Annotated in this window: 9 protein-coding genes; 7 read left to right on the forward strand and 2 right to left on the reverse strand. The window is 34.1% G+C overall.

The features are described 5' to 3' along the window. Window positions 1-99: 99 nt before the first annotated feature. Window positions 100-714 (reverse strand): filament morphology membrane protein FcmC, encoded by a 615-nt coding sequence (fcmC, locus tag ACP6PK_RS22890; RefSeq protein WP_094672158.1) that lies wholly within the window; start codon window positions 712-714, stop codon window positions 100-102. A gap of 593 nt (window positions 715-1,307) precedes the next feature. Continuing rightward, window positions 1,308-2,402, reverse strand: a complete 1,095-nt coding sequence (gene fcmB / locus ACP6PK_RS22895; RefSeq protein ID WP_426562968.1) for a filament morphology actin-like protein FcmB — start codon at window positions 2,400-2,402, stop codon at window positions 1,308-1,310. Between the two features lie 1,140 nt (window positions 2,403-3,542). Here fcmB and ftsH2 point away from each other — a divergent pair. From ftsH2 to ACP6PK_RS22930, 7 genes are all read left to right on the forward strand, one after another. After that, complete coding sequence (ftsH2, locus tag ACP6PK_RS22900; protein WP_426562970.1) at window positions 3,543-5,426, forward strand: ATP-dependent zinc metalloprotease FtsH2; 1,884 nt, start codon at window positions 3,543-3,545, stop codon at window positions 5,424-5,426. A gap of 1,638 nt (window positions 5,427-7,064) precedes the next feature. Next, the gene (locus ACP6PK_RS22905; protein ID WP_094673427.1) at window positions 7,065-8,045 is read left to right on the forward strand and encodes a glycosyltransferase family 2 protein; all 981 of its coding nucleotides are present in this window, start codon (window positions 7,065-7,067) and stop codon (window positions 8,043-8,045) included. Between the two features lie 70 nt (window positions 8,046-8,115). Continuing rightward, the gene (locus ACP6PK_RS22910; protein ID WP_426562973.1) at window positions 8,116-9,981 is read left to right on the forward strand and encodes a glycosyltransferase family 39 protein; all 1,866 of its coding nucleotides are present in this window, start codon (window positions 8,116-8,118) and stop codon (window positions 9,979-9,981) included. A 68-nt stretch (window positions 9,982-10,049) separates the two neighbouring features. Further along, a complete protein-coding gene (locus ACP6PK_RS22915) occupies window positions 10,050-11,303 on the forward strand; it encodes a hypothetical protein (protein ID WP_426562975.1) in 1,254 nt (417 codons plus the stop codon). 24 nt (window positions 11,304-11,327) lie between these two features. After that, window positions 11,328-12,923, forward strand: coding sequence for a hypothetical protein (locus tag ACP6PK_RS22920; RefSeq protein WP_426562977.1), 1,596 nt, complete (start codon window positions 11,328-11,330; stop codon window positions 12,921-12,923). A gap of 198 nt (window positions 12,924-13,121) precedes the next feature. Further along, window positions 13,122-14,078: a lysylphosphatidylglycerol synthase transmembrane domain-containing protein gene (locus tag ACP6PK_RS22925; RefSeq protein ID WP_426562979.1), complete on the forward strand. Its 957-nt coding sequence runs from the start codon at window positions 13,122-13,124 to the stop codon at window positions 14,076-14,078. 872 nt (window positions 14,079-14,950) lie between these two features. Further along, window positions 14,951-16,261 (forward strand): aminopeptidase P N-terminal domain-containing protein, encoded by a 1,311-nt coding sequence (locus ACP6PK_RS22930; RefSeq protein ID WP_426562981.1) that lies wholly within the window; start codon window positions 14,951-14,953, stop codon window positions 16,259-16,261. Window positions 16,262-16,373 lie beyond the last annotated feature (112 nt).

Below are 16,373 nucleotides of genomic sequence, written 5' to 3' on the forward strand. Positions count from 1 at the left end.
TTCCTTCTTCCTTCTTCCTTCTTCCTTCTTCCTTCTTCCTTCTTCCTTCTTCCTTTAAACCCAAATATCTGTACTCTATATTAATGAAAACTGCTATAATTAGAAATCTTCTATAAGAGAACCTAAGCGCTGCAATAAAGGATCTGATTCTGTTATTGATTCTTCAGCAGATAAATTTGCTTCTGCTTCTCCTTCTGTGGGTTTAGTAGAAGTTAATTCTTGGTCCTGAGTAGTCTTAACAATAGGTACTTCTAGTTGATTAATACCTGCTTCTAGTTGATTAATACCTGCTTCAATTTTTGGCAATTCTGCCTTAAAAGCCTGCAAAACTTCAAGAAATTTATCATCAAAATTCAATTGCATTTGAGTCAAGAGTTGATTAATTTGACTCAAGTTTCTTTTCAGGTCATTTAATTGACTTATATTATTAGATTCATTCAATTCACTAGCAGCAAATTTTTTTTCCAACTCAGAAAAATGTTGAGTCAACTTTTCATAAATTCTGTGTTCTAGACGTTGCAAATTTGATGCAGATTGAGCTAATTCTGTAGACGAAGATACATACAAAAATTGCCATAGAGCTTGCTTACAGAGATTACTAAAAGTTTGGTATTTTTGGGAATTCAACTCTTTTTCAATAGCTGCCAACAACTGCTTATCTGCTGCCTCTTCTGTAAAAAATACTTCTTTTTTCTGATTTTTTTCCCACAACATCCGCTAATATTTTAATTAACTTAGACAAAGCACAATATCAAGTATTCTACTCATTAATTGATAATGGATAATGAATAATGGATAATTACCTCTTTAACAATTGGTAATGAACAATGGATAATGGATAATTATTTTCATGTAGCATTTCATGCCGCGCAGCAAAAGCGAAACATTAACAGCTTTTTGACCTTGGGTTAAATAAAAGGCCACCCCAAGCACTGGATGGTTGAGTCGGGGTTGAGATATCCTCCTAAATTTCAAAAAAAGTCAATCATGCCGAGTGCTGACTGCTATTTAATTATTAATTATCCATTGGTAAATATTGTTTTGTTTAAGAAATATCTTAGCTACTATAGACAATAATCCAGTTTGTCATCCAATATTCAACTTTACTTTACTGTTTTTAGAGGACAAAGAAAATTTCTTTTCTACTCTGTCCCCATTATTTTTTACTTCCAGATACAGAAACAACTAGAGTAAGAATATACTGCTCTACTCAATTTTAGATTGGGCTTTGACATTGAGGTGATTCATATTCTACTATAATTAATAGCTTCAAATATCTTGAATCTAATGTCCCACTAAGGAACAACTTACTTAGATATTGCTAATTGAGCTTCCCCATAGATGTATTGTCCCAGAGCATTTGCTTCTCTAGGTGGTTGAGCCAAATGAGCTTTCAGACCTGCCTCTTGGAGTAGCCTTTGCAAATCTTCCCGGAAAAAATCTGCCCCACCACCAGCAAGAACAACATCAGTAACCCTTTCTGGTATCCACTTAATCAAACGGTCACAAAGTTTAGCGGCAAAAACTTTACGCAATTCAGGTACAATACCGTCTAGATTAATAGGTTTTGTTGCACCCCTGGGACGATAGGAACGCTGACCTTCAGGTTTATGGACAGCTTGCAACAAATACAGAGATTGAGGATCTGCTCCCTCAATCTTAGTAGCCACATCCTCATAAAACTGGCTCATAGCAAAAGGTTCACTCTTAGAAGCTGCCCTAGCAAACCGGAAACGGTCTACCATCAAGAAATCGGTGGTTTGATGGCCAATATCAACAATAGCAAGGGATAATTTGGGCAATTCTGGCTGAAATTCTTTACCATGATTAGCTTCAGACCACAGCAAACTGCCATATCCTTCTGGCATTACCCAAACCTTGTTAATTCTAATTTCTACAGGTTCACCGCCTCGATAAGACATTTGATGAGGACATTGCAGTTGGCTAATAATTTGTGCCTTTTCCTTTTCAAATTGCTCTTGAGAATAGAAAGGCAAACCCATCACAACCGAAAATTCTCCTTTGAGCTGAAAATAGCCAGCACAGGCCAAAATTTTAATTAAAGCATCTTCAACTTTCGACTTAGCAAAAGATCGTTCATCACCAAATAGATTAGCTCCAAAGTCAGCAGCTAATTGACCTACAGCATATCCAGATCCCTGATATTCTAGCCACATATCTAATAAAGGGTCTGTAGCTTTAGACTCAAAATTACCAGCTCTGACTTGATCTACACTTAATTGTTTGACATTGGCTGGAATAAAAACTACACCATTTGGGGTACGACTCACACAAGCTTTGGTAGCTGTTCGCCCCAGATCGGCACTAAGAATTGCTTTTTTACTAACATTGGCTGGTTTCTGGGTCAGCATTGCTGCTGCTGCTGGCTGTTTAATTACCATTAGGCTGTATTCCTCACTAAACTCTTAAATCAAAATATTACCGTTATTGAAAGTCCTAAATTTCTATTTATATAGCGCTACCCGCTAGGGAATAGGGAATAGGGAATAGGGAATAGGGAATAGTATACTATCAAAGGGTTTCAGGATTTATAAATCTCCTAACCTTCATGCGTAACGCTATATCTATTAAGGAATTAAGACCAACGGGACGAATGGCACTAAGGGACTCAAATCGCCTGACAAAATTAATAATTATACAAGATAGAGTTACCAATGGATAATTGATAATTGATAATTAATCAATCGGGCTTTATTGCCTCTCCTAATACTAATAATGGATAATTGATAATTATGGAAAGCGTTCCCCAAAGCTTGACCTTTGTCATGCTCCGCAAACCCTTTTCATGTCGGGAAGCGCTTCATGTCGGCGACAGCCGAAAACCAAAATAATTATCCATTATCAATTGTAAAAGAGGTAATTATCCATTATTCATTATTCAGTTAATGAAAGTACCTTCACAAATTTCAGTCAACTCGATAATACTTCATAAAAACATAATCACATAATACAGGTCTTTATTTTGTCAGTCTGACCACGACTGACTGTTAGCATTTGCGTAGCATTCCGTAAGGAAAGCTCCTCAGTTTGCCCAGCATTCCGCAGGAAAGGAGGCACTATAACACCATGCCATTTGCTTCAAGTCGGGAGACCTGTCCAAGGTATTCACACCTCTATGGGATAGTTAAAAGCATAAAAGTTGCCCGGTAGTGCGTCAAGGAAGTGTGGGAAGTTTGGGGAGGGTGGGAAGTTTGGGGAGGGTGGGAAGACGTCCGAACATTTGGAGGAATAAATAATTGTAGCTGTATCTTTATTATGGAAGTCTGCCAGCTGTCTTAACTTTTTAGTCTTAAAGGCTGAAAAATTTGCACTTTTTTCACGACAAAAATGTGGTTAACCTTTATATATCAGTGCTTTGAGTGATTATTCGCCAGCAATACGCGACTTATCCCACACTTTGCTGATGCACTACCAGTTGCCCTAATCTCTCTTGTTATGTTAAATATTGTTAATATTATGAGTGTAGAAAACTACATTTCTTCCTTATTTAATGCAATTTTACTAAAAAAGGCCATTTTTTGATGAAAATTTCTTGGAGAACAATTGTACTGTGGAGTCTGCCAGCTTTGGTCATTGGTTTTTTTATCTGGCAAGGGGCATTTGCCCAAACAGCAGTAAATATGGGTAACAACGCTGCGAGAACCCGTATGAGCTATGGCAGATTTTTGGACTACTTACAAGCAGATCGAGTTACCAGCGTAGACCTCTATGATGGTGGTCGGACAGCTATTGTAGAAGCTGTAGATGAGCTGAACAACCAAGTCGAAAGATTAAGGGTAGATTTACCTGTTAATTCCCCAGACCTAATTTCTCGTCTGCGAGAGGCAAATATTAATTTTGACAGTCACCCTCCACGCAGCGAAGGAGCAGTATGGGGTTTATTAGGAAATTTGATTTTCCCAATTTTATTGATTGTTGGTCTGTTCTTCTTATTCCGTCGCTCTAGTAATGTTCCTGGTGGCCCTGGACAAGCAATGAACTTTGGTAAGTCTAAAGCTCGCTTCTCAATGGAGGCCAAAACAGGTGTTCTATTTGATGATGTGGCCGGGGTTGATGAGGCCAAAGAAGAATTACAAGAGGTTGTTACTTTCTTGAAAAAACCAGAAAGATTTACTGCAGTGGGAGCGCGTATTCCTAAAGGTGTGCTATTGGTTGGTCCTCCTGGAACTGGTAAAACTTTGTTAGCTAAGGCGATCGCTGGTGAAGCTGGTGTCCCATTCTTTAGTATATCTGGTTCGGAATTTGTAGAAATGTTTGTAGGTGTGGGTGCTTCCCGTGTACGCGACCTATTTAAAAAAGCTAAGGAAAACGCCCCTTGTATTATCTTTATTGATGAAATTGACGCTGTGGGTAGACAACGTGGTGCTGGTATCGGTGGAGGTAATGATGAAAGGGAACAAACTCTTAACCAGTTACTAACTGAAATGGATGGTTTTGAAGGCAACAGTGGAATTATTATTATTGCTGCAACTAACCGCCCTGATGTTTTAGACTCTGCATTGTTACGTCCTGGTCGCTTTGACCGTCAAGTTACTGTTGATGCTCCTGATATTAAGGGTCGTTTATCAATTCTAGATGTTCATGCTCGCGATAAGAAGCTAAGTAATGAAATATCTCTAGACGCGATCGCTCGTCGGACTCCTGGTTTTACAGGTGCAGATTTAGCTAACCTATTGAATGAAGCTGCTATTCTGACTGCTCGTCGTCGCAAAGAAGCAATTACCATGCGAGAAATTGATGATGCTGTAGACAGAGTGGTTGCAGGTATGGAAGGTACTCCACTCATGGATGGTAAGAGCAAGCGACTTATTGCTTATCACGAAGTTGGTCATGCCATTGTTGGTACTCTAGTTAAAGAACATGACCCCGTGCAAAAAGTGACTTTGGTACCTCGCGGTCAAGCTCGTGGTCTCACCTGGTTTATGCCTAATGAAGAGCAAGGTTTAATCTCTAGATCGCAAATTCTAGCTCGCATTACTGGTGCTCTCGGTGGTCGTGCTGCTGAGAAGGTAATTTTTGGTGATGCTGAGGTGACTACTGGTGCTGGTAATGACCTGCAACAGGTTACAGGAATGGCGCGTCAAATGGTGACTCGTTATGGTATGTCGAATTTGGGTCCGATGTCTTTGGAAACTGGACAAAGTGAGGTCTTCTTGGGTCGTGACTTAATGACTCGTTCAGAATATTCTGATGAAATTGCTTCTCGTATTGATGCTCAAGTTAGAACTATTGTAGAACATTGTTATGAAGACGCTTGTCAGATGATGCGAGATCAGCGGGTTGTTATCGATCGTTTGGTGGATCTGTTGATTGAAAAAGAGACTATTGATGGCGACGAGTTCCGACAAATTGTGGCTGAGTACACTGATGTTCCAGAAAAAGAACGTTATGTTCCTGTAATTTAATTTAGTTTCTGCATTTCAATTGAACAGGAGTTACACACTCAAACAAGAAACCGGGTTTATTATCCTAATTATTGTTTTTCAAATCACAAAATTTTGTCGATCCACCCGGTTTCTACCTAAGTCCTATGAATATAAGCATCCAAACAAAATTGTTTATACCAATTCACTTTAAGGATGTCACAAATAGTTTCCAACTTTAAATGTCAAATAATTGCCTGAAACTATGTTATTGTCAAAGTTTTTAATCTATCAAATCTAACTTCTGACTCCTGACTTCTGACTTCGGTGAAACGGTATAGCTACCCTAATTTGATGTGAGGTATACAGTATAAGGGATTCATTCTGAGAAAATGTGTAATTAATTTTGTGTACCTTCTTAGTTATTTTAGGATGATAAATTACTCTACCTAAGTAATAGTTGGAGTGCCAAATATTAAAAAAAGAACTAAGAGTTAAGTAGTTTTTTGGGGCTTAACTTTTAGTTCTTTTTTATCTTAAATATAATGTTAAGCTAAGACGGATTTAAAATGCATCTTAGCCAGTCATAATTCAGAATTAATAATGGTTTTCCCTTGAACAAAGCACACAACAATAAGTCGTTTAAATGCACAACAGCTTATACTAAGGGTGAAAAAATAATTTTACAAGACTCTGGTTTATAGATAATAGAAAACAGAGGTTCGTAGGAAATATTGATTAAGTTTAATATTAGATCATATTTGATTAAATGGTTAGGATAAAAAACTTGCTCTTTGTCATAATAGGTCTAGACTAAAGTGGGTGAAAAAAAACTACTCTTATGAAAAAGAGGGTAGAGGGAAAAAATGTCCTAACTTCTGCTATAGGAGAGGGGGTTGGGTAAAGGTCTAAATCTGCTAAAACTTACCTACATGATCAAGCTAGACGCGCTAGTAGTAGGGTAAAACATATAAAAAAAATGGTGCGTCATGACATATTTTTCAATCTTTGTCAAACGTTATATTTTAGCTTTCTAATACATCCTAGTAGAATGAGACACCTTAAATGGTGCATTACAAAAAAATAGTCAAACCTTGCTATAACAGAAATTATACCAAAAAAAGCGGTCTGCACAGTTTTAGCTGTTTCAGTCCACTAGATTAATCAACACTTTTAGCTATGCTAGTCTACACTATCGCCAACAAATTGAACCAGAGAAAATGCGTATTTTTACAGGCTCATGTTAAGGGAGTAGTTGAAGAGGAATTAGTTTAACAGTAAATCTTGTTTATAATATAGTAGTTAGTTTGGTGAGGTCAGCCTCGACAATATTCCGATGAAAAAATATTATTACAAAGTGTAAAGCTATTCCCAAAAAAACTCTAATCATTAGATAATAAAATTATAGTTTTCTGATTGAGGATATGATACCAAATATGGGTTATCAAAAGTACCTTTTTTAAATTATTCTCTAACCCTTTTGCCCTCTGGCTTCTGCCTTCCCTTCATCATAAAGCTTTTGTCTAAAGCGGGTTTAGTATGAATTTTACAGAGTTAGAGAGGTTGACAAAAGTAAAAAAGAAAGTCAAGTTCAGGTTGCCATAGATAAGTCCAGCCACTGCACTACTGAAAGCGGACAAACTACCCTAGTTACCAAAAGAAAAAAGAGAAAAAAGATTAATGACTAAACTAATTATACAAATTCCCTGTTATAACGAAGAAGCTACTTTAGGAATGACTCTAACTGAATTACCTAGAGAACTTCCTGGTATAGATAAGATCGAATGGTTGATTATTAATGATGGTAGTATTGACAAAACCTTAGAAGTGGCCAAAGCATCAGGAGTCGATCATATTGTTAATTTTGAATATAATCAAGGATTAGCAAAAGGTTTTATGGCAGGAATAGAAGCCTGTTTGCACCATGGAGCTGATATTATTGTTAATACGGATGCTGATAATCAATATTGTGCAGCAGATATACCTAAACTAATTGAACCAATTTTAGATGGAAGAGCAGAAATAGTAATTGGTGCTAGACCAATTCAAGAGATTAAACATTTTTCACCAATCAAGAAATTTTTACAAAAAATAGGTAGTTTAGTCGTCCGTATTGCTAGTGAAACAAATATTGCTGATGCTCCTAGTGGTTTCCGTGCTATTACTCGCAATGCAGCACTACAATTAAATGTTTTTAATGAATATACTTACACACTAGAAACAATTATCCAAGCTGGACAAAAAGGAATGACAATTATTTCTGTCCCCATTAGAACTAATGGTTATTTACGACCATCCAGATTAGTTAAAAGCATTCCAGCTTATATCCAAAGATCGATTTTTACGATCGTTCGGATTTTTATGACTTATAAGCCTCTAAAGTTTTTCACAATTTTAGGGACGATTCCCTTTGGTTTTGGTTTGATATTATGTTTACGTTGGTTAATTCTATACTGGAGTGGGACGACTAAAGCTCATGTCCCTAGTTTAGTCTTAGCTGCAATTTTAATTTTAATGGGCTTTCAGTTATTTATTTTTGGTCTAATTGCTGATTTGATGTCAGTTAATCGTAAGCTTTTAGAAGATATTCAGTTAAAATTACGTCGTAATTTTTTGGCTAACTCATTAGAAAATAACCCTAAAAATTCTAATTTTGACTAGCTTTGTTTTGGTAGAAAAAAAAGCTGGTATTTTTCAAAATATTTATTATTGAATTATTGAAGTATTAAAAATGATAATTCTTCCGATCTTATCCTTAGTTTTAATTTTTGCTAAACTATTAACTCAAAAAAATGATTGGCGTGATAGTTTCTTTAAAGCAATTGTTTTATGGGGACTAATTTTAACAATAATAACTGAATTACTTAGTCTATTTGGTTTATTTCAGTATTTTTGGGTAATAGCAGCTTGGTTATTGATAGATTGTTTATATGTATTTTTATTAACAAAATCTTCGTTAGAAAAACATACAGATAATCTCAAAAGATGGAGCAAAAGTTTACTGGGATTATCACCAATGTTAATACTTTTGCTCACCTGTATAACAATTATTGTATTCTTAATTGGTATAAATGCAATAGTCGCTGCACCAAATCACTCCGATTCAATGGAGTATCATTTACCCCGCATATATTATTGGATTCAAAATAATACTGTCGCTCATTATCCTACCTATAATTTATTTCATCTCTATCAAAATCCTTGGTCAGAATTTGCCATGGCTCACTTTCAAATTCTTAACAAAAGCGATCGCTTTGTGAATACGATCCAGTGGGGTAGCATGGTAATGAGTATCTTGGGTGTTTCTATTCTTGCTAAACAGTTAGGTGGTAATATTCGGGATCAAATTCTGGCTAGTGTTTTTGCTGTAACTATTCCTATGGGAATTCTACAAGCTTCTGGTACTAATAACGATCTTGTAGTTACTTTTTGGTTAATTTGTTTTGTTTATTTTACATTTTTAACCCTGGAAAACGGTATATCTAAAAGTAATATTCTGTTTTTAGGGTGTAGTTTAGGTTTAGCTATTTTAACAAAAGGTACAGCTTATATTTATGCTTTCCCATTTTGTATTTGGTTATTGTTGTGGGGAATTAAGAATTTAAAATGGCAAGCTATTAAACCTATAGTTATTATTTTATTAATAGTATTAGCCATTAATTTAGGACATTATTTAAGGAATTATGCTCTTTTTGACTCTGTATTAGGAATGGCAGGTACGGGAGAAACAAATAAAGAGTTGGGTGTATTGATTTCTATTTCAGGAATATTAAAACATTTATCATTGCATGCTGATATTGTCAGAAATCTACAATTAGAAAAAATAATTTCTCCTACTACAGGTTTAACAAGTAAAGTATTAGAAATTATTCACGGCGTCTTAGGAATAGACTTATCAGATCCAGCTTTAACTAGCCCTAAGGCAAGGAGATTTTATGTTCCTGGCTTATCTACTAATGAAGATGTTGCAGGTAATCCTTTGCATTTATTATTAATAATAGGGTCATTTTTTGTATTAACTTTTAATAAAAAAATATGGACAAATAAACTTTTAATTAAATATGGGATAGTTCTAGTTTTAGGTTTTATTTTATTCGCAAGTCTTTTAACATGGTCTCCTTATCGTTGTCGATTACATTTACCTCTATTTATATTATTTTCTCCTTTGGTAGCTATTGTATTTTCTAAATCTTTCCCCAAACAAGTAAGCTATTTCTTGGCAATACTTGTTTTATTTCTTTCTTACAAATGGGTTCTATTTAATTCGGTAAGACCATTAATTGGGGAGAACAATATTTTTCAAAGTTCAAGAGTAGAACAGTATTTTCAAACTCAACCAAAATATCAACAATTTTATTTAGATGAAGTTGTGAGAGTAGAATCAAATCAATGTAAAAATATAGGGTTGACTTTTAAAAATTCTTCTTTTGAGTATCCTTTATTAGTTTTATTAAATGAAAATGACCCTAAGCAAATTCAACATATAAATGTGGAAAATGAATCTCAAATCTTAGTTAAGAAAGATTCTAACTCTAATTTTCAAAACTTAAGTAATGATTGTATTATTAATATAGATAGAAGTCAATTAAAAAATTGAGATAATTAATAATGAAGAGGAACTACCAAAAATTATTGTTTTCTTAATAGTTTTAAGGTGATAGTCCGATGAAAGATTATGCTCGTTTTCTAAAAATATTTGGTGTAGTTGTTATTTCTCAATTAACAATCGTATTTACTATCAATCTATTAGTAGATCCTTATAAAATTTATCGGATTATCAACATTGAGTATTTTAATCGAGAAAAACCTTTGATTGAAAAACAAGGAATGCGTAAAGTTAAGAGTATTGATATTGAACAAGGTAACTATGAAATTCTCTTATTAGGAACATCAAGGGTACAGAATGGATTAAATCCTCGTTCTCAAGTTTTTGATTCTCAGAAAACATATAATGTAGGATTACCTTTAGCAGGAATCTATGAACTTCATCAAATTATAGATTTTGCTCAAACCAGAAAAAACTCCCGCTTGAAAATGGTAATATTAGGGTTAGATTTTTTCTCTTTTAATAATCAAATAAGTGTTAGTGGTGACTTTAAGGAATCAAGATTCGCTAATAAAAATGTTTTTATTGCCAGTATTCCTGACTTACTTTATCTGGAAACTTTACAATCATCTATTGATACTCTAAAATTTAATTATAGAGGAAATAAAGCTAATTATTATGACAACTTAGGAACAAGAAATAAGGAATTACCAAATCTCAAGCATCGAGAATTATTTAGGAGAACTTTATCTCAGTATATGATTTATCAATCATTATATGCTGGTTTTGAATTAAGTGATGAAAGATTAAAAGATTTTAATAATTTAATTGAGTATTGCTACAAACATAATATTGAATTATATCTATTTATATCTCCTGTTCATGCAAAACAGCTAGAAACAATTCGGTTGATGGGATTAAATCCTCAATTTGAGGACTGGAAGCGAGACTTAGTTAGAATTATTGCTGAACAGTCAAGAAAAAATCAGGATAAACCACCAATTAATTTATGGGATTTCAGTGGCTATAATGCTATAACCATGGAAACTGTTCCACCTCTGGATAGTGAAAATCAAATGAAATATTTCATAGAGTCATCTCATTATAAGAAAATAGTTGGTGACAAGGTTTTGGTAAAAATTTTAAATTTACCAAAAGATGATGAAGATGAATATCCTCAAGATTTCGGTGTCTTAATTAATCAAGATAATATTGAGACTCATTTAACAAAAATCCGTAATGATTCAAAAAATTATCAGAAAAATTTTCCAGAAGAAATTGCTGGGATAAAACAATTGATTAAAGAAACAGAAGAAAAGCGTAGATCTAATCTTGAGAGATTTAATAATCAAGTTAAAAATTTAGATTTATAAGCTAATTTAAAGGAAGAAAAATTTATGAATCGTAACTTATTTGCTCAAGAGGCGATCGCCCAAATACCTAAAATATTAACTTTAATGGATCGAAATGTTCATAGCTATAATTATGGCTGTTTTGATCGAAATTTTTGGCAGTATAAAATTATAGATTTTCCCAGTGGAATGAGCCAAGAATTTGTTTTTCCTCTAGCATTGGCTTATAAAACCAACATTCCTGAAAATCATTTTTATGGTCAAGAAATTATTAGAGATTGGGTAGAAGCAGGAATTTTATTTGCTGCCAAAAGCGCTCATAAAGATGGTTCTTGTGATGATTATTTTCCTTTTGAAAGAGCAGGAGGAGCAGCAGCATTTTCTTTATTAGCTTGTATTGAAAGTTATAAGTTAATGGAATTAGATAATCCAAATGCTTTAAGATTTTTTGAAAAAAGAGCTGATTGGTTAGCACATCATCAAGAAAGTGGGAGACTGACAAATCATCAAGCATTAATTGTTTTATGTTTAGAGTTGCTTTCTGATTTATTAAAAACTGATAAATGGAATCAAAGTAAACAAGAGCGTTTAGAACAAGTTTTATCATGGCAAAACCATGAAGGTTGGTTTCAAGAGTATGAAGGATGTGACCCAGGTTATCATACTTTAACTATTTCTTGTTTAGCATGGATTTATGAACTTAATCCTAATATAGATCTAAAAGGTGCTTTAGCGAAAGCTGTGGCTCTTGCTAGTCATTTTGTTCATCCAGATGGCTCTTATGGTGGAGAATATACCAGTCGTAATACTTATAATTTCTTTCCTTATGGATTTGAATTAGTTGGCAAATGGATGCCAGAAGCATTGAATATTAACGACCGCTTTTTACAGGGTTTAGAAAAAGGATTAAATCCTTGTTATGCGGACGATCATATAGTGGGACATCATACTTGGAATTACCTCTTAGCTTGGCGTGATTTTGTTGAAGTTAGACCTGATTTATCCCCTCGCCCTCAGGGAAGATTTCATTTAAAAGAAGGAGGTATTTTAATAGATAGGAGGGAAAATACTGAACTTTATATTGCTCTTAATAAAGGAGGAGTTTTTAAACTATTTCGTGACAATAAATTAATTGTTTCTGATACTCAATTTTCTGTTTTAATCAAGGAAGGAAATAAAGTCAAAAATGCAGTAGCTCATTTAGTTAGCTCTCGTTACAAAATTGAACTAGGGGAAAATGAAATTATTATTCAAGGTTCTTTAGGTTGGGCAAAACAAAAACAAATGACTAGCTTTAATTTAATTGTTTTAAGAATAGTTATGTTTACATTAGGACGTTTTTTCCCAAATTTAATCCGTAAAACTCTGCAAAAAATACTGATTACTGGTAAGAAAAATGCTCCTTTTGGCTTCTATCGTTCTTTACAGTGGGATAATGGTAATTGGGTTGTTTACGATCAATTAACAGCAGAATCATGGGATTCTGTTATTGCTGGGGGAATAGGTTGCGATCAAACTTCTATATATGTAGTTATGAGTCGAACTTTTCAAGAAGGACAACTACAACGTTGGTTCGATCTTACTCCACAAATAAAACAACTTGAACCCAAGCAAAATTTAACATTAGAAAGAAAATTATAAGATAAGCATTCAGCTATCAGCTATCAGCTTTATTACCTTTAGTGGACAATTTAAGCTTGTTGTTCTTGTGCTTCAATTCTTTGTTTAAAAATGTAGTAGAAGTTAAGCAAGTGCTTGCTTCATTCATTTTTATTGCTGAGATCTGACCGCTAATAGCTGAATGCTTACATAGCAAGAATTAATCATCTAATAAATTCAATGAAAAAATATATTTCTATTGCCGTAAGCGTTGCTATCCTATTAATTATTTACTCTAAAATTGACCTACAGAATTTAGCAAAAGTTTTTGCTAATTGTGATGGTTTAATAATGTTTTTATCCTTAGCAATGGTAATTCCTATTACTTTATTTACCTCATGGCGATTACAACAATTAATGCCTAAAGGAAGCAGTTTAGATTTTCTGGAAGCAAATCGTTTGATTTTAGGTGCTAGTGTTTTGAATATGGTTTTACCATCAAAAATGGGTGATATTGCTAAGGCTTATTTTATGAAAGATAGAGGACATTTAAGTGGTACTCTATCTCTCTCTTTAGTAGTCTTTGAAAAAGCCTGTGATATGTTATCACTACTTTTATGGTGTGTATTTGGCTTGATAGTTTATCCTGACAAAAATTCTCTTTTCTGGTTGATGACTATAGGAGTAGGAGTAGGTTTAATATTAGGTTTAATTCTCTTAGGTTCTAGAAAATTTGCTATTGTTTTTTTTGACATTGGGATTAAGATTTTACCTAAAAAAATAGGTAAAAAGTTAGAGAGTTTAAAAGAATCATGGTTAGAAATGCACGATTATTTTTGGGAGGATAAAAGACAATTAATTAAAGTTTCTACTACTTCTATTTTTATTTGGTTTTTACATTTATTTCAAATCTGGTTATTTATTTTAGCTCTTAAAGCAGATGTTCCTTTCTTGACTAATTTAGCCTTATCTCCTCTGGCAATTTTAGCTGGTTTATTACCACTTACTTTTGCTGGAGTGGGTACTCGTGATGCTGCTTTGATTTTATTTTATCAACCTTATTTTGGAGAAGCTACAGGAGCAGCTTTAGGTTTATTATGCACTTCTCGTTATTTTCTTCCTGCGATTATTGGTTTACCCTTTTTAGGAGAAATGATGGCAACAGTTAAACAAATGAACAAAAATAAACAGTTTTAATATTATAAGATCTAGTAAATAATCAAGGCAATTCAAGTTTTTGGATCTTTCAAAGAACTGTAACAAATTACTGACTAAAAAAACAATTAACCCACATTCATCACGACAAAATGTAGTACATGAAAGTGGGAAAATTTGAGTAAGTATTTAGACTTATTTTAAATAATTAACAATTAATAATTACCAAAAAATGAGGTCCAAAGCCTCCCCTTTTAAGGGGATGAAAAAATATTTAACTCAGTATTTCAAGCCTCCGACTAAAGTCGGAGGTTGACTGATAACTGATAACTGATAACTGATAACTGATAACTGAAATGACCTCTCACTTTTAGGGAGAGGATGGACGCTCAAGGAAAAAATTTTCTTTTTTTCCCCATATCTAAAATGGTGCGTTACGACGGCTGAATCTCTTTCATCGTCTGAATTTTAGCCGTATTTTCATGTCCGCTCTTAGCGGAAACGCACCCTACTGGACTGACACAGCTAAAATGGCGAGTGTGGGGAGGGTGGGGAGAGAAAGACACCTAGAAACAAAAATCTATTGCACAGTTGTAGTTGAAACAGTCCACTACTGGACTTCTGCATTATCTTCATAATAAAGATTCTTTCTCAACCAGATTTAGTATCAAGTCCGGTAGCATTGGTATTGTAAGTTAAAGATAAGGAAGAAGGAATAGGGAATAGGGAATAAGGAATAAGGCTTAAAAACCTGAAAAAACTTAAATTTATTGTATATATTCACGCTTCGGTTTACACAAACGATACCAGTGGACATGATATAACTTGCTTCCCAAAGGATAACCGAACAGATACTAAAAAATTTGATATGATTTTCCTTTGTTCCTTATTCCTTACTTCTTAGTTCTAAAAATATGACAACTTACTCAGAATATAAACAACGACGGGAAAATTTAATGGCAAAAATTGGCGATGGTACGGCTATTTTTAGAAGTGCGCCAATGGCTGTCATGCACAATGATGTAGAATATTCCTATCGTCAAGATAGCGACTTTTTTTATTTAACAGGTTTTAATGAACCGGAAGCTGTGGCGGTTATTGCACCTCACCATGAAAAGCATAAGTTTGTTTTGTTTGTGCAACCAAAAGACCAAGAAAAAGAAACTTGGACTGGTTATCGTGCTGGTGTGGAAGTTGCTAAGGAAAGGTATGGTGCGGACGCAGCTTTTTCTATTAATGAATTAAATCAAAAATTGCCTGAATATTTGAAAAAGGCAGATAAAATTTATTATCGTTTAGGACGCGATCGCCACTTCAATGAAACAGTGTTTAAACATTGGCAAAATTTGATGCGAGTCTATCCCAGACATGGCATTGGACCAACAGCTATTCAAGATTCAAGTACAATTTTACATCCGATGCGTCTGATTAAAAGTGATGTGGAATTAGCACAAATGCAGACAGCTGCTGATATTGCTGTTGATGCTCATAACCATGCGATGAAGTTTGCTGAAGAGGGGAAGTTTGAATATCAAATTCAAGCGGAAATGGAGTATATATTTTCTCGTCATGGAGCTACTCCTGCTTATCCTTCTATTGTTGCTTCTGGTGCTAATTCTTGCATTCTTCATTACATAGAAAATAATCGGAAAATGCGAGAAAATGATTTGTTATTAATTGATGCTGGAGCTGCTTACAATTATTATAATTCTGATATTACTCGAACTTTTCCAATTAGTGGGAAATTTACACCAGAACAAAAGGTTATTTATGAGTTAGTTTTAAGGTCGCAGTTAGCAGCAATTGAACAAGTAAAACCAGGAAATCCTTATAAGCAAATTCACGATACGGCAGTCCGAGTTTTAGTAGAAGGATTGATAGATTTAGGAATGTTAAAAGGTAATATTGATGAAATAATTGAAAAGGAAAAATATAAGCCTTTTTATATGCACAGAACTGGACATTGGTTAGGTTTAGATGTGCATGATGTAGGTGTTTATCAATGGGGAGAAGAACCGCAAAATTTACAACCAGGACAAGTATTAACTGTGGAACCTGGTATTTATATTGGTCCTAATATTAAACCAGTAAAAGGTCAACCAGAAGTATACGATCGTTGGCGGGGAATTGGAGTAAGAATTGAGGATGATGTTTTGGTTACGGAGGAAGGATGTGAGGTATTAACTGCGGGAGTTCCTAAGTCAGTTGAGGAATTAGAAAGTTAAATTTTGATAGGAATTTTATAGCAATCCTAAAATAGGTTTTAACATTTTATTGTAGGGGTTTGGTCTCCAAACCCAGGAGCCATAATAAACTTTTTTCCCAAAATCATAGATA

Source organism: Dapis hubbardiae BLCC-M172 (assembly GCF_050016015.1).
Taxonomy (GTDB): Bacteria; Cyanobacteriota; Cyanobacteriia; order Cyanobacteriales; family Microcoleaceae; genus Trichodesmium.

Excerpts from the sequence above, each read along its gene's own strand:
- ACP6PK_RS22930 (WP_426562981.1), top strand. The coding sequence starts at position 14,951 with ATGACAACTTACTCAGAATATAAACAACGACGGGAAAATTTAATGGCA.
- ACP6PK_RS22920 (WP_426562977.1), top strand. The coding sequence starts at position 11,328 with ATGAATCGTAACTTATTTGCTCAAGAGGCGATCGCCCAAATACCTAAA.
- fcmB (WP_426562968.1), bottom strand. The coding sequence starts at position 2,402 with ATGGTAATTAAACAGCCAGCAGCAGCAGCAATGCTGACCCAGAAACCA.
- ACP6PK_RS22915 (WP_426562975.1), top strand. The coding sequence starts at position 10,050 with ATGAAAGATTATGCTCGTTTTCTAAAAATATTTGGTGTAGTTGTTATT.
- ACP6PK_RS22925 (WP_426562979.1), top strand. The coding sequence starts at position 13,122 with ATGAAAAAATATATTTCTATTGCCGTAAGCGTTGCTATCCTATTAATT.
- ACP6PK_RS22905 (WP_094673427.1), top strand. The coding sequence starts at position 7,065 with ATGACTAAACTAATTATACAAATTCCCTGTTATAACGAAGAAGCTACT.
- fcmC (WP_094672158.1), bottom strand. The coding sequence starts at position 714 with ATGTTGTGGGAAAAAAATCAGAAAAAAGAAGTATTTTTTACAGAAGAG.
- ACP6PK_RS22910 (WP_426562973.1), top strand. The coding sequence starts at position 8,116 with ATGATAATTCTTCCGATCTTATCCTTAGTTTTAATTTTTGCTAAACTA.
- ftsH2 (WP_426562970.1), top strand. The coding sequence starts at position 3,543 with ATGAAAATTTCTTGGAGAACAATTGTACTGTGGAGTCTGCCAGCTTTG.